Genomic DNA, 12,702 nt, shown 5'->3' with positions numbered 1-12,702 from the left:
TCACGCCCAATGCCGCAAAGCTGCACGCAAGCAGCACCATGAGACGGCAGGCGTATTGCACCCAGAGGAAACCCCAATGAGCAACGTAAAGCGTCTGACCTCCCGCCGCTTGCAAGGCTTGAAATTCGCGCTTGTCGCCGCTGCGCTAGCCGGTCCCGCTGTAGCCGCCGAAGACGACAACGCCGCAGCCAACGCCAACGTGCTGCGCATCTGCGCCGCCGCCGATGAACTCCCCTATTCCAATCGTGACGGTTCCGGTTTCGAAAACAAGATCGCGTCCGCCCTGGCCGAGACCATGGGCCGCAAGCCGCTCTTCGTCTGGTTCTCGCGCCCCGGCATCTACATCGTCCGCGACCAGCTCGAAATGAAGATGTGCGACGTCGTCATGGGGCTAGACACCGGTGATCCACGCGTCGCGACAACAAAGCCCTACTATCGCGCGCCCTACGTCTTCATCCAGCGCAAGGACACCAAGCTCGACATCAAGGACTGGAACAGCCCCGATCTCGCGAAGGCCACCAAAATCGGGTTCACGCCCGGATCGCCTGGCCAGATCATGCTCGAGAAGATCGGCCTCTTCCGCGAGCACTTCAACTACATGCACTCCCTGACGAACTTCCAGGACAAGCGCAACAAGTTCACGCGCATTCCACCGCAGCGCATGGTCAACGAGGTCGCTGATGCCACCGCTGAGGTCGCGGTCAACTTTGCCCCCGACGTCGCGCGCTACGCCAAGGCGTCCGGAAGCGTGACGCTCACCATCATTCCAGACAACAACACGCGCAGTGACGGCGAGAAAGTTCCGCATCACTTCGATCAGTCAATCGGCGTCCGCAAGGACGATACCGCGCTGCTGTCCGCACTCGATCTCGCACTCGATAAGGCCAAGCCGAAGATCGAAGAGATCCTGAAGGACGAGGGCATTCCGCTCGTAGCCGGCCTACCGCGCTCATGAGCATCTAAAAGACGAAACGCAAAAAACGACGGGTAGCGACCACAGAATGAAGATGAGCAAGGTAATTTGGGCGTCCGCCCTGATCGCGGCAAGCGCACTGGGCGGTGCGGCTGTGCATGCCGAGGACTTCCGGCACACAATCACTGGCGAAGACCTGAAAGTATCCGAGACGTCGCTTCCCGAGGGCCGCGATACCGACGCGGCGAAGAACTTCCTCGCGAACGGAGTGAACCTGTACGCCGAGGTACCGGCCTGCCTCCCGAAAGGCGAGGAGATCTATCTCACGGCCTGTTCGGGCTGCCACGGTCACTTCGGCGAAGGCAAGCTCGGGCCTGGTCTCGGTGACTCCTACTGGACATACCCAAAAAACAAAACGGACAAAGGTCTCTTCGAGACGATCTACGGCGGCGCGCAAGGCATGATGGGCCCGCACAACGATCATTCGATCGATGACCTTCTGAAACTGATGGCCTGGATCCGGCACATGTATACCGGCGACGTGGCCGATGCCGATTGGCTGACGGACGAGCAGAAGAAGACCTTTAAGCCGTTCAAGCCCGAGGAACATTCGTCCGAGACGGCAAAAGCCGACGCGGGTGAGTGCAAGGTATCCGCACAATAACCGGAACAGGCGCTTCTAACGGCGCCCCCGGCGGACTGCGGGTGTCAGGGCGGATTCAACCGCCTGAAGTGAAGACGTGGATTGGAGGAACTGACCCATGACGAAGAAGTCTCTTGTGACGCTCGCCGCAAGCGCGGTGATCCTCGCCGTCGGCGCTGGCGTTGCCGGTGCGTACGACGGCACGAAGTGCAAGGCCGCCGGCAACTGCTGGGAGCCGAAGCCCGGCTATCCGGAGAAGGTCGCTGGCTCGAAGTATGACCCCAAGCACGACCCGAAGGAACTCGCCAAGCAGCAGAAGTCTCTTGATGATCAGGCCGCCCGCAATGCGCAGCGCTCCGAAAACTTCAAGAAGACCGGCAAGTGGGTCTACGACGTCAAGAAGATCCAGTAGTCTCTGCTGGGTTCGATCGGTTTCCTCGGCTGCAGTGCCACGCTTGCAAGAGTTGCTCTGCTTCCTCTCCGAGGGTTCTTGGGGTGCGGCTTCGGCCGCACCTCCTTTTGAACGAGGCGGCGGTTCGGCTCCGCCTGCCGCGAGGTCTTGATGCCGCACGACCAGATTGAGGCCGGTTGCGAAACCGGATCCGTGAACATGCCCGCGTGGAGAGCGCGAGCGGAAAACTTCGAAGCCGAGATCGCGAAGGCCGTGGTTGGACAGGCGCGGGTCATCCGCCTGTTGACGATCGCGCTCTTTGCGCGCGGACACGTCTTGCTCGAAGGTGACGTCGGCGTCGGCAAGACGACGTTGTTACGCGCGGCCGCGCGAGCGGTCGGAGGCGCGTATGAGCGGATCGAGGGCACGATCGACTTGATGCCCGGCGATCTCATTTATCACACCTATCTTGCCGAGGACGGCCGCCCTCGCGTTGACGAAGGCCCTGTTCTCCGCGCCGGCGAAGACCTCGCCATCTTCTTCTTCAACGAAATCAACCGCGCACGCCCCCAGGTCCATTCCCTGCTGCTGCGACTTATGGCAGAGCGCAGCGTCTCGGCGTTCAACCGCGAATTCCACTTTCCGCATCTTGTCGTTTTCGCGGACCGAAACCGCGTCGAACGCGAGGAGACGTTCGAACTCCCGGCCGCCGCGCGGGATCGCTTCCTGATGGAAATCGCCATCTCGACGCCGACCGACGAAGCGACACGCCGCGCCCTCGCATTCGATACCCGGTTTCACGACGGAGACCGGCTCATCGGGTCGTTGGAGCAAGGCATTCTCTCCTACAACGAGCTGAATGCCGTCGCGCGCGCGATCCAGAGCGAGATCAAGGCGAGCGAAGCGCTCGAACGCTATGTCCTCAATCTCTGGCAAGCCATTCGTACCCCCGGCGATGCGGGCATCCAGATTCCCGGCGTTGATACCACCCGCCTCGTGGCAGCCGGCGCAAGCCCGCGCGGCCTGAGCTATCTGGTCCGCGCCGCCCGCGTGGCTGCCTGGCTCGACGGCCGTACGATGGCTGTTCCGGAGGACGTGCGCGCCGTCTTTTACGAGACGATGGCACACCGCATCTTCTTCGAGCCCGTTTACGAGATGCGCCGCGAGACGATTGCGCGCGAACTCATCGACGCCCTCTTCGAAACGGTTCCCGTGCCATGACGGCGAGCGCCGCAGCTCCCGTCCCCAACGATCTGCCGTTTCGGATCATCTGGCGAAGCCGAGCCCTTCGCCAAGGTGTCCATCGCAGCACGCAATCCGGCGCAGGCGGTGCCTTCCGCGATCTTGCGACGCTTCTCGAATACCGCGACCCGCGCCGTATCGATATGCGTCAGACATTGCGCGATCCATTCGGCACGCTGCATGTCCGCAGGTTCGAGGAAAAGAGCCACATCGGCGTCTCCATGCTGCTGGACATATCGGGCTCTATGGCCTTCGAAGGCGCGTCGCGCAAAATGGCCATAGCCGCGGATCTTTCTCAAGTCTTTGCCGCGGCCGCCCGGCGTGGCGGAGACACATTCGCGCTTTACGCCGCGGACGAGGCTCCGAACGACGCTCTCTCTTGCCTGCCGACACGCTCTCGCGCCGGAGAAGCCGAGATGATTGCAGCGCTCCGCCGTTATCACCCTGTGCGGCGCGGCGCTTCAGGACTGATCGCAGCCGCGCAGCGCATCGGCCGCAGACGCAATCTCGTTCTTGTCGTCTCGGATTTTCTGTTGCCCGAAGCCGAGCTCGAAGCGCTGTTTGAAGTACTCAGCGGCCATGACGTCGTGCCGATCAGCATAACAGACTCGCGCGAGAACGTGCGCCTTCCCTCTTGGGGGCTCATCGAACTGACGGATCTCGAAACTGGCCGGCGACGTCTCGTAGCCATGCGGCCTTCATTGAAGGTTGAGTGGCAAAGGAGGATCGAGGCCCGCCGGTCCTTTTTTCGCTCGCTCGCGGCGCGCTATGGGCGCGAACCATTTGAAATCACCGACACGATTGACTGGGATCGCCTCGGTGCGCACCTGGCCAGAGGAGCGTAAGTCATGCATCGCTTCTGGCTTATGCTCGTTCCACTGCTGGTCCTGGCGGGCAATGCCGCCGCTGGCGTCCGCGCGGTTCACACAATAGAACCGCGGGCATTCGGCTACTTCCTCGGCGACACGCTCGAGCGCATCGTCGAAATCGAGACCGGCCCTGACGACGAAATCGTTCCCGCTTCCTTGCCGCGCACCGGGCCGTCCAACTACTGGCTGGAACTGCGCAGCATCGAACACACCTCGACGCACCAGGGCGACGGGCGTCTCCATCGCTTGAAACTCGTCTATCAAACGTTCTATGCACCAATCGACCCGCGCAAGCTCGCCATCCCGACCACCGAAATAACCGTACGTGGTCCGGCCGGCAGCGAAACCGCAGCCATCCCGCCCTTCACGTTCTTGATGTCTCCGCTGCGAGAGATCTTTCCCGAAAAGAGCGGCGAGACATCGGAAACATTCCTACGCCCGGATGTACCGCCGGAGTTCAGCCGCTCGGGACTGTTGCGCACCGCAGCCCTCACCGCATTGGGCTTCTCGGCGCTCTTCCTGGCTCTCCTCGCGCGCGACCTTGCGTGGTGGCCGTTCCATCGTCGGCCAGCGCGCCCATTTTCGCGTGCGGTCCGCGAAATCGGGCAATCCCTCGCCAAGGGCAGCGCGGAGGGTTACAAGACCGCCCTCCTTGCGTTGCATCGCGCATTCGACACTGCGGCCGGCCAACGTCTGCTCGCCGCCGACGTCGACATCTTCCTGGCCAAGCACCCCGAGCACGACGAAGCTCGCGAACAAGTGACACGTTTTTTCTCAGCCTCACGCACCGTGTTCTTCGGCGACGCCCAGCGCGATGGCGAGATCAACATGCCGCCGAGCGAACTGAAGGAGCTTGCCGCTTCCCTTGCGCGTCAGGAGAGGGAAGCGCGATGAACCTCGCCTTGGCATATCCACTCGCATTGTTGCTGTTGCCGCTGACCTTGCTGCCATTCGTCTTGTCGCCTCAGAGGACGCAGAGCTTTCCCTCCATCGAAGGCATCGAAACGGATCCCCTCTCGGCCGCCATCGACTGGGGCTTGCGGATCACGGGGGCCATCGCAATTTTTGCGCTCATCCTTGGCATCGGCGGCCTTCATCGTCTCGGCCGCACCGTCGAGAGAAGTGGCGAAGGCGCCCACATTGTCCTTTTGATCGACCGCTCGTCCAGTATGGACAATACGTTCGCCGGCCGCGCGCCCGAAGGTGGTGAGGAAAGCAAGTCCGCCGCAGCCCGGCGCCTGCTCAAGGAGTTCGTGCACCAGCGCGAGCATGACTTGGTCGGAGTCGCTGCGTTCTCCACTTCGCCGATGCATGTGCTTCCGATGACCGATCACAAAGACGCAGTCATTGCAGCGGTCGACGCGATGGATCGTCCGGGCCTTGCCTTCACGAACGTCGGCAGGGGCCTCGCGCTCTCCCTTGACATGCAGGAAGCCGACACCTCGCCCGCAGCTCGCGTGATCGTGCTCGTCTCCGATGGCGCCGCCGTGATCGACCGAAAGGCGCAGGAAAAGCTGCGAGCCGCCTTCGCACGCCGGCCCATCAATCTTTATTGGCTATTCCTCCGCACGGAAGGAGCCCCCGGCATCTCGACGATCCCGGCTCCCGGCGAGGAAGACACACCGCAGGCCATGCCGGAACGTCACCTGGACAAATTCTTCAAGTCGCTCGGCGTCGACTATCGCGCCTTCGAAGCCGAAAACCCCGAAGCGGTTCGTCAGGCCATCGCCGAGATCAGCAAGCTCGAGCGAAGCCAGATCACCTATTACGAGCGCATTCCGCACCAGGACTTGAAGTCTCATGCCTTCACAGTAGCCCTTGTGGCCCTGCTCGTTCTCTTCGCTGCTAAGCTCGCCGAAGTTCGCCTCGTTCCCGTAACGGAGAGCTCATCATGGCAATGAGCGAAACCTCCCTCGCGTCCCGCATGCTTTTGCCGGTGCTGGCCGCTCTCAAAAAGATGCGCACGGCTCTTTTCGCCGCCGCGCTCATCGCATCGGTCGGTGCCCTCGCTGCACTGACTTGGCAAATCCACGAGGTCCGCCGAGACAATGTCACCGTTGCCGCGCTGAAGAACGGCGACGACATCGCCATTGATCCCCGCTCGGCCGCCCCCGAGGTCATCATCGCCAGATCGATTTTTCTCCTGCAGCGAGATAGGCGCGAAGAGGCCCAATCTCTCGTCGACGCATCAGGCACGATCCGAAACCCCAAGCAGCGCGCGCGGCTCCTCTACAATCACGCCAACGCGCGAATCCGCGATGCTATCGCCGCCGTCGAGCGCGGCGACAACGACAAGGCCATTCCGCTGACGCGCCTCGCGAAGGACGAATACCGCCTTGCCCTGCGGCTCGACCCGGACGCCTGGGACATCAAATACAATTTCGATGTCGCGATGCGCATCGTGCGTGACTTTCCGGGCTACGAGCAGGAAGGCGAGGACCTCCCGCCGGACGCGCCGAAAAAACTCTGGACGGATCTGCCAGGTGTTCCGAAGGGATTGCCCTGATGCGCGAGCGCCTGGAAGACGCGAGGTTCTGGATGCTGATCGTGGCGCTTGGCCTGACCGCGATTGCAATCGCCCTTCCGCGCATCACGCTGACGCGCAACGTTTACGACCTCGTCGCCATCGTCGACATCACCGGCAGCATGAATACGCGGGACATGACGGTTTCCGGCAAGCCGTCCAACCGGCTGGATGCAACAAAAGCGGCCCTCGAAGAATTGCTCGCGGTTCTGCCGTGCCAGTCGCGGTTAGGGCTCGGCATTTTCACGGAACGCCGCTCTTTCCTGCTCTTCAATCCCGTGGAGGTCTGCGAGAACTTCGCGCCGTTGGAAACGGCGATCAAGACGCTCGACTGGCGGATGGCCTGGGAAGGCGACAGCATGGTCGCCAAAGGCCTCTATAGCGCGATGGCAATAGCCGAGGACCTGAAAGCCGATCTCCTCTTCGCGACTGATGGCCATGAAGCCCCGCCACTGCCGCCCGGAGGCGCGCTCCCGGAGTTCGAAGGTACGCCCGGCAAGGTCATGGGCGTCGTGCTCGGCGTCGGCGGCCGGGACAAAGTTCCGATGCCCAAATACGACGACGACGGAAACGAGATCGGGTCCTATGGTCCGATGGACGTGCCGCAGGAGAACCACTCCGGGCCGCCACCTCAGGATGCACACCTGCGTCCCGGCTACCATCCAAAATGGGCGCCGTTCGGAAGCGATGCCCCTCAAGGTGAGGAACATCTGTCGTCAGTACGCAGCGAATACCTCCAAAAACTCGTAACGAAAATTGGCCTCGCGCATGCCGATCTCATCGATGAACCGGACCTGTACAAAACGATCTCGGCGCACGCCCACCCGCGCCCCGTCGAAGTCGCAGTTGACATTCGACCGCTCCCAGCCGCGCTCGCACTCGCACTCTTGATCGCCCTTTATACCGCACCACTCTTTGTGCGCTCACCACACAGAACCTGAAGCAACACGAGGATAAGCATGTCCGTATTTGCACGTCTCATGAGCGCGCTGGCTTTTTGCATCGGTGTCACGGCACCCGCCTTCGCGCATGGCCCCACACCGCAAAAGGCCGAGGAGAAAATCACCATCGCCGCCCCACCGGCAAAAGTCTGGGCCGCACTCAAGGAGTTTGGCGATGTGAGCTGGAACCCGGCCATCACAAAGGCGGAGGCGACAGGCGGTAATGCCTCAGGCGCCTCACGCACCATTACCCTCAAAACCGGCAACCTCGTCGAAGGGCTCGATGAGTATAACGACAAGGATATGTCCTACGGCTATCGCCTCTCGACCGAAAACCTAGAAGCCCTGCCGGTGAGCTTCTATTCAGCCACGATCGCCGTTACGCCCGCGGGAGACGGCAGTGAGGTGACCTGGATCGGCCGCTTCTATCGCGGAGACACGAGCAACTTCCCGCCCGAGAACCTCAACGACGAAGCGGCCGTGAAGGCCATGACCACCTTCCTGCAGGAAGGATTGAAGGGTCTGAAGGCCAAGGTCGAAGGAAAGAGCTGACTTGGGCCTTCTCCGTAAAGCGGCGGCAATTCTCGCGGCCTGCCTCGCAATAACAGGCGAAGCGAACGCGAAGGATCGCATCTACGTCTTGAGCCAGTCCGCCGCCGCGTTGACGGAAATCGATATCGAGACAGCGAGCGGCATCGTAAACTCGATCCCGCTCGCCAAGGCGGCTGCTTCACTCGCGATCGCTCCGGACAAGCAGACCGCCTACGTCACCCATCCGGATCTCGGTCAGGTTTCCGTGGTCGATCTCGATCAATCGCGCGTCGCCGGAACGCTCTCGGTCGGCGGCTCCCCCTTCGGCGTCGCGGTCACCTCGACCGGAAACCTCTTCATTGGCGATTGGAACGGTGCGCACATCACAGTTGTCGATCCGAAAGGCGCCAGCGAACCGAAGACAGTCGAGGTCGGCCGCGCACCGGCGCATCTTCTTCTCACACCCGACGAGAAGCTGCTTTTCGTCGCCAATCGAGAAGGCGACAGCGTCAGTGCGGTCCGGCTCCAGGACCTGCGCGTGGTGAGAACCATCGAGGTCGGGCGCGCCCCCTTCGCGATGGCGTTGTCGCCTGACGGCAAGCATCTCTACGTCGGAAATGTTCAAAGCAGCACGGTCTCGGTCATCGACACCGAAAAACTCAAAGTCACCGACACGCTGAAAAGCGGCGCCATGCCGTACGGAGCGGCCGTCACTCCGGACGGCTCCCGCGTGTTGGTCAGCAACCAGCAGAGTGGCACCCTCTCCATTCTTCGCGGCACCGGCGAAACCCCAGCGTCGATCAAAGTCGGCGGCTATCCGGAGGGGATTGCTATCGACGCAAGCGGAACCCGCGCCTACGTCGCCAACTGGTTCTCCGACGACGTCTCCGTGCTCGATCTTTTGGCACGTCGCGAGCTTCGCCGGATCAAATGCCCGGGCGGTCCGCGCGCAATCGTCGCGATACGCAGGAAACCTTGACGGAAGCCGAGAACCGAGCCCTAACAGAAATGGGGGAGAGCACGAATGCGGGCAGGAATGGCCATGACGCGGGCGGGTTTGAGCGCGTTGCTGACGATCGGAATGTCGGCCTCCGCCGAAGCAGGACGGTTTTGCGGTGATCCCGTCGAAAGCGGAACCTCGTCGGGTGTGACGCAGGAAGAGGCTCTCACAGCAGCCCAACAGTGGTGGTCGTCGCGGGCAGGAGCGCTCGGACGCGGGTATGAGAGCTGGGACAATGCCGACCAGCGGGCTCTCGAGTGCAACAAGGACAATGGCACGTTTCAATGTAAGGCTACGGGACGCCCCTGCCTCCCGGAAGGCATGCTGCCCGAGAACGTCCCGTCCATACCGATGTAGGCAAGCCCCCTCACGGCCAAGTGAAGCGATGCTGTTGAGGCGGATCAAGCATTTACCTCAAGTATGTCCTCATGGTGCCTCCCGCATATAGGGAGGCATTACAATGACCGAATTAGCGCCGTTTCACGCCCACTCTTCAAAACCGATGAGCGAAGCCGAGTTCGAAGCGGCTATCCGGGCCGTCGGAGCCGAGCGCTATCACGACAAGCATCCATTCCATAAACTTCTACACGGCGGAAAGCTGAACAAGGGCCAGGTTCAGGCCTGGGCTCTCAATCGCTACTGCTACCAGGCCGCCGTTCCCCGCAAGGACGCTGCCCTGATGAGCCGCGTCCACGACCGCGAGCTGCGCCGCGAATGGATCCACCGCATTCACGACCACGATGGCCTTGGCGAAGAACCGGGCGGTATCGAGCGTTGGCTCGTTTTGACCGACGGCCTCGGCCTCGACCGCGATTACGTCATCAGCATGGAGGGCGCACTGCCCGCGACGCGTTTCGCGGTCGAAGCCTATGTCCGCTTCGTTGTCGAACAACCGCTCGTCGTCGCCGTCGCTTCGTCCCTGACGGAGCTGTTCGCACCCTCTATCCATCGCGAGCGCATCGCGGGGATGCTGGAGAACTACGACTTCATCGACGACAAGGTCATGGCCTACTTCAAGCGTCGCCTGACCCAAGCCCCGCGCGACTCGGAGTTCGCCCTCTCCTACGTAAAGAAAAATGCTCATACGCGCGCCGAGCAGGAAGCCTGCGTCGCAGCTGTTCGCTTCAAGTGCAACACCCTTTGGGCCCAGCTCGATGCGCTGAACCATGCCTATGTGGCACCCGGCATCGTACCGCCCGGCGCATTCAAACCCGAATAGAAAGAGAATGACCGGCTCCAGGCCGACCACTGCTGCACGTCGGCGCGTGCAGCGCGGTCCAGAGCCAGAAGCCGGTCACAAGACTGAGGGCAATAGTCAACCCTCAAGCAATCTACTCGTTTGCGAGATCTGTCAGGCGCGGGAGATCACGCAGGGTGACGGTGGTTCCACCCTGCTCGACATCTATGACATCCATTTCGCGCAATTTGGTGAGCGTCCGGCTCACCGTTTCAATCGTCAAGCCGAGAAGATCGGCAATGTCGCTCCGGCGCATTGCAAGCTTCACGACATCCCCTTCCGCGCTCCTGCGGTGAAGGGTGAGCAAGAAGGCTGCGACGCGCTCGACGGCACTGCGCTGACCAACGGTCACGAGGAGATTACGGGCCGCAGCAAGATCCTGGCACACCGACTTGTATAGCTTGAGAGCCAACGAGGCATCGGTCTCTGCCAGATTTTCCAGGGCGGAAGCCGATAAGCAGCGCACCTTGGACTGGCAGGTCGCCTGCGCACTCATGATATGCTCGCCCAGCATACCGAGACCGATGAAGTCGCCGGGATAGGCGAAGTCGATAATGCGGCGGCGGCCGTCGAACAAGGTCTTGTAGATGGCAATGACGCCTTCCTCGACCCGGAACACATGCGTCCGCGGATCACCTTCGCAAAATACGTGCTCTTTGGGTTCGAGCCTGCGCTCTAGGGCATAGGCGAGGCGCTCGTCGAGCGATCGGCTCCCACGTGCCCCCGCGTTCTCTCGTGCAGATTTCGGATGGGTAGGAGTTTCGAGGTGGTGGGTCCCGAGCATGAATTTCTCCTCGGCCGCCTGGATGGGTCACGGCGGCCTTCCCTGGTGTGATGGGAGGAGTTAAGGCGCTTCGCGAACCGCCCGTATGCGCCGGGTGTGAGGAATTGTGAGAGTTTGTAACGCGCCCTGCCCAACGGCTGAGCCCGGCTTATGATTGCGATCAAGGAGGCCTTTTGCTGCGACGTTATGGTTCATGTCGCGTCAAATAATAGGGGTCGACCATGCCGACCAAGCTCCTTCAGTGCCAGACCCAGCAGCCGTCCGATCTTATCCAGAGAACCCGCGCGGACCGCCAGCTTCAGACCGAAATTGACAAGGCCCTGGCCAGCTTGCGGGACGGCTTGCCGTTTCTTGTCGACTTGCGTCTCGCGCGCGTGCTCGACACGGTCGTGGAGGCGAGCTGGTCCGAACACGCGAGATTTCAGGATGAGGCGTTGTTTCCCCTCATCGCCAAATCCAAGGACACACCCCCTGACATCCGAAGCCTGCTGCATCGTTTGGGAAACGAGCATATCGAAATTGCAAAGCGCCAAAGCGACACCATGGTCCGCCTCAGAAGCATTGCGCTCGGCCGGCGCGTTTCCGAGTCTGGATTGCAGACTGCCCTCGAAAAAACGCTGGGCCTCAGGCGTCACCACAACGAGGCGGAGACCGCACTAGAGAATGCGATCCCCCGCGTGATTAACTCCATCGATCAGATGGAGTTGAAGCAATGGGCGGCATCCAATGGGGCGCCCGCTTTCCCGATTGGCCTCATTCTCGACCTATGGGATTGAAGTTCAGCACACCGCCGGCTTGCACAGATCGAGAGAGAACTTCTGGTCTTTGCCCTTTCGCGTGAAGTTGAATTCGCGTCCATCGAGGCACGACGCACGTCCATCCAACCCAACGTCGCCTCCGAGCGGCACTTCCTGATAGCCGAGGACTTCGTTGAGATCGCAGGACTGCTCCGCCTTGAGCTGGGTCTTGAGCACGATCCGCCAGGGCCCCTCTTCGGGCTTGAGAGGATCGTCCGCCGCCACGGCCCCAAGAGGCGCAGCGACAGCAAATAGGGCGAGCATAGTCCGGACATTTCCAAGCATCATTCCCTCCCAATACGCTTGTAGGATACGATGCGCGCAAGAGATGCAGTCGGGCATTGATATAGGTCAAAGGGGTGACAACCTCCGTTCCATATAGTCGGAGCACTGTCACGAGGCTCGCATGACCACATCACCCATCGATCTCTTCTTCTCGCTCCGGGGACGTATCACCTTGCAGGAAGGGCTGATCGGCATGGCGATCCTCGCCATCGCCGGGCCCGCCGGGGTCTACTTTTTCAACAATGACAACTTTGATCAGAGCGCGAACGCTATTGCCTCCGCGCCGACGATGGCGGCATTTCTTTGGGCGCTCCTATGCGTCTTCGCAATGACGGCGCTATGTGCGAAGCGGCTCTCGGGCTGGAGAAGATGGCTTGCCGCTGTCTTCGCAATTCCCGGTCTTCTGATCCTGTGCGGATGGGGACTTGGGTACTTTCAGGCCCCTCTCTCGCCCCTGCCGGACAGCATCGTGCTATGGACCTTTGGGATAACGGCGTCGGCAGCAATCGTGAGCTGCCTGCGCGGCGACGTCGCGGCATAAGGAT

General features: G+C 61.5%; 17 protein-coding genes. 15 read left to right on the top strand and 2 right to left on the bottom strand.

All coding sequences use genetic code 11. The features are described from left to right. Nucleotides 1-76: 76 nt before the first annotated feature. The 13 genes from moxJ to pqqC all read left to right on the top strand — a co-directional run bounded on the left by moxJ (nt 77) and on the right by pqqC (nt 10,273). Nucleotides 77-955, top strand: a complete 879-nt coding sequence (gene moxJ / locus VHO05_RS14850; RefSeq protein WP_329647360.1) for a methanol oxidation system protein MoxJ — start codon at nt 77-79, stop codon at nt 953-955. A 52-nt stretch (nt 956-1,007) separates the two neighbouring features. Further along, on the top strand, nt 1,008-1,577 hold the full coding sequence (gene moxG / locus VHO05_RS14845; protein WP_329647359.1) for a cytochrome c(L), periplasmic: 570 nt from the start codon (nt 1,008-1,010) through the stop codon (nt 1,575-1,577). Nucleotides 1,578-1,674: 97 nt separating this feature from the next. Further along, nucleotides 1,675-1,968, top strand: a complete 294-nt coding sequence (locus VHO05_RS14840; protein WP_329647358.1) for a methanol dehydrogenase [cytochrome c] subunit — start codon at nt 1,675-1,677, stop codon at nt 1,966-1,968. A gap of 198 nt (nt 1,969-2,166) precedes the next feature. Next, nucleotides 2,167-3,168, top strand: a complete 1,002-nt coding sequence (locus VHO05_RS14835) for a MoxR family ATPase (RefSeq protein ID WP_329647357.1) — start codon at nt 2,167-2,169, stop codon at nt 3,166-3,168. Further along, complete coding sequence (locus VHO05_RS14830; RefSeq protein ID WP_329647356.1) at nt 3,165-4,034, top strand: hypothetical protein; 870 nt, start codon at nt 3,165-3,167, stop codon at nt 4,032-4,034. The genes VHO05_RS14835 and VHO05_RS14830 overlap by 4 nt, the downstream gene beginning before the upstream one ends. 3 nt (nt 4,035-4,037) lie before the next feature. Further along, nucleotides 4,038-4,952, top strand: coding sequence for a nonribosomal peptide synthetase MxaA (locus VHO05_RS14825; protein WP_329647355.1), 915 nt, complete (start codon nt 4,038-4,040; stop codon nt 4,950-4,952). Then, complete coding sequence (locus VHO05_RS14820; protein WP_329647354.1) at nt 4,949-5,959, top strand: vWA domain-containing protein; 1,011 nt, start codon at nt 4,949-4,951, stop codon at nt 5,957-5,959. Before VHO05_RS14825 ends, VHO05_RS14820 begins: the two co-directional genes overlap by 4 nt. After that, the gene (locus tag VHO05_RS14815; protein ID WP_329647353.1) at nt 5,950-6,564 is read left to right on the top strand and encodes a hypothetical protein; all 615 of its coding nucleotides are present in this window, start codon (nt 5,950-5,952) and stop codon (nt 6,562-6,564) included. The genes VHO05_RS14820 and VHO05_RS14815 overlap by 10 nt, the downstream gene beginning before the upstream one ends. Further along, nucleotides 6,564-7,523, top strand: a complete 960-nt coding sequence (locus VHO05_RS14810) for a vWA domain-containing protein (protein ID WP_329647352.1) — start codon at nt 6,564-6,566, stop codon at nt 7,521-7,523. Before VHO05_RS14815 ends, VHO05_RS14810 begins: the two co-directional genes overlap by 1 nt. An 18-nt stretch (nt 7,524-7,541) precedes the next feature. After that, the gene (locus VHO05_RS14805) at nt 7,542-8,075 is read left to right on the top strand and encodes an SRPBCC family protein (protein ID WP_329647351.1); all 534 of its coding nucleotides are present in this window, start codon (nt 7,542-7,544) and stop codon (nt 8,073-8,075) included. Between the two features lies 1 nt (nt 8,076). Beyond that, nucleotides 8,077-9,033, top strand: a complete 957-nt coding sequence (locus VHO05_RS14800) for a YncE family protein (RefSeq protein ID WP_329647350.1) — start codon at nt 8,077-8,079, stop codon at nt 9,031-9,033. Between the two features lie 45 nt (nt 9,034-9,078). After that, nucleotides 9,079-9,411 carry a hypothetical protein gene (locus tag VHO05_RS14795; RefSeq protein WP_329647349.1) on the top strand — a complete coding sequence of 111 codons (333 nt, stop codon included), beginning with the start codon at nt 9,079-9,081 and terminating at the stop codon, nt 9,409-9,411. Between the two features lie 103 nt (nt 9,412-9,514). Further along, on the top strand, nt 9,515-10,273 hold the full coding sequence (gene pqqC, locus VHO05_RS14790) for a pyrroloquinoline-quinone synthase PqqC (RefSeq protein WP_329647348.1): 759 nt from the start codon (nt 9,515-9,517) through the stop codon (nt 10,271-10,273). 112 nt (nt 10,274-10,385) lie between these two features. On the opposite strand, the gene VHO05_RS14785 is transcribed toward pqqC, so the two are convergent. Next, nucleotides 10,386-11,075: a helix-turn-helix domain-containing protein gene (locus tag VHO05_RS14785; RefSeq protein ID WP_329647347.1), complete on the bottom strand. Its 690-nt coding sequence runs from the start codon at nt 11,073-11,075 to the stop codon at nt 10,386-10,388. 221 nt (nt 11,076-11,296) lie between these two features. Between VHO05_RS14785 and VHO05_RS14780 the strand changes: the two genes are divergently transcribed. Then, nucleotides 11,297-11,851 carry a hypothetical protein gene (locus VHO05_RS14780; protein ID WP_329647346.1) on the top strand — a complete coding sequence of 185 codons (555 nt, stop codon included), beginning with the start codon at nt 11,297-11,299 and terminating at the stop codon, nt 11,849-11,851. Nucleotides 11,852-11,854: 3 nt separating this feature from the next. Here the strand turns inward: VHO05_RS14780 and VHO05_RS14775 are convergent, their stop codons facing one another. Then, the gene (locus tag VHO05_RS14775; RefSeq protein WP_329647345.1) at nt 11,855-12,136 is read right to left on the bottom strand and encodes a hypothetical protein; all 282 of its coding nucleotides are present in this window, start codon (nt 12,134-12,136) and stop codon (nt 11,855-11,857) included. A 142-nt stretch (nt 12,137-12,278) separates the two neighbouring features. On the opposite strand from VHO05_RS14775, the gene VHO05_RS14770 reads away from it, so the two are divergent. Beyond that, nucleotides 12,279-12,698 (top strand): hypothetical protein, encoded by a 420-nt coding sequence (locus VHO05_RS14770; protein ID WP_329647344.1) that lies wholly within the window; start codon nt 12,279-12,281, stop codon nt 12,696-12,698. Nucleotides 12,699-12,702: the final 4 nt, after the last annotated feature.

Source organism: Hyphomicrobium sp. (assembly GCF_036262015.1).
Taxonomy (GTDB): Bacteria; Pseudomonadota; Alphaproteobacteria; order Rhizobiales; family Hyphomicrobiaceae; genus Hyphomicrobium_C.
Note: the sequence above shows the minus strand (reverse complement) of the source record. Positions and strands in the feature narration are given on the sequence as shown.

What these genes read in the sequence shown, in the direction of transcription:
- VHO05_RS14780 (WP_329647346.1), top strand. Translation starts at nt 11,297, where the DNA reads ATGCCGACCAAGCTCCTTCAGTGCCAGACCCAGCAGCCGTCCGATCTT.
- VHO05_RS14820 (WP_329647354.1), top strand. Translation starts at nt 4,949, where the DNA reads ATGAACCTCGCCTTGGCATATCCACTCGCATTGTTGCTGTTGCCGCTG.
- VHO05_RS14770 (WP_329647344.1), top strand. Translation starts at nt 12,279, where the DNA reads ATGACCACATCACCCATCGATCTCTTCTTCTCGCTCCGGGGACGTATC.
- VHO05_RS14815 (WP_329647353.1), top strand. Translation starts at nt 5,950, where the DNA reads ATGGCAATGAGCGAAACCTCCCTCGCGTCCCGCATGCTTTTGCCGGTG.
- VHO05_RS14825 (WP_329647355.1), top strand. Translation starts at nt 4,038, where the DNA reads ATGCATCGCTTCTGGCTTATGCTCGTTCCACTGCTGGTCCTGGCGGGC.
- moxJ (WP_329647360.1), top strand. Translation starts at nt 77, where the DNA reads ATGAGCAACGTAAAGCGTCTGACCTCCCGCCGCTTGCAAGGCTTGAAA.
- moxG (WP_329647359.1), top strand. Translation starts at nt 1,008, where the DNA reads ATGAGCAAGGTAATTTGGGCGTCCGCCCTGATCGCGGCAAGCGCACTG.
- VHO05_RS14805 (WP_329647351.1), top strand. Translation starts at nt 7,542, where the DNA reads ATGTCCGTATTTGCACGTCTCATGAGCGCGCTGGCTTTTTGCATCGGT.
- pqqC (WP_329647348.1), top strand. Translation starts at nt 9,515, where the DNA reads ATGACCGAATTAGCGCCGTTTCACGCCCACTCTTCAAAACCGATGAGC.
- VHO05_RS14835 (WP_329647357.1), top strand. Translation starts at nt 2,167, where the DNA reads ATGCCCGCGTGGAGAGCGCGAGCGGAAAACTTCGAAGCCGAGATCGCG.
- VHO05_RS14830 (WP_329647356.1), top strand. Translation starts at nt 3,165, where the DNA reads ATGACGGCGAGCGCCGCAGCTCCCGTCCCCAACGATCTGCCGTTTCGG.
- VHO05_RS14775 (WP_329647345.1), bottom strand. Translation starts at nt 12,136, where the DNA reads ATGCTCGCCCTATTTGCTGTCGCTGCGCCTCTTGGGGCCGTGGCGGCG.
- VHO05_RS14785 (WP_329647347.1), bottom strand. Translation starts at nt 11,075, where the DNA reads ATGCTCGGGACCCACCACCTCGAAACTCCTACCCATCCGAAATCTGCA.
- VHO05_RS14810 (WP_329647352.1), top strand. Translation starts at nt 6,564, where the DNA reads ATGCGCGAGCGCCTGGAAGACGCGAGGTTCTGGATGCTGATCGTGGCG.
- VHO05_RS14840 (WP_329647358.1), top strand. Translation starts at nt 1,675, where the DNA reads ATGACGAAGAAGTCTCTTGTGACGCTCGCCGCAAGCGCGGTGATCCTC.
- VHO05_RS14795 (WP_329647349.1), top strand. Translation starts at nt 9,079, where the DNA reads ATGCGGGCAGGAATGGCCATGACGCGGGCGGGTTTGAGCGCGTTGCTG.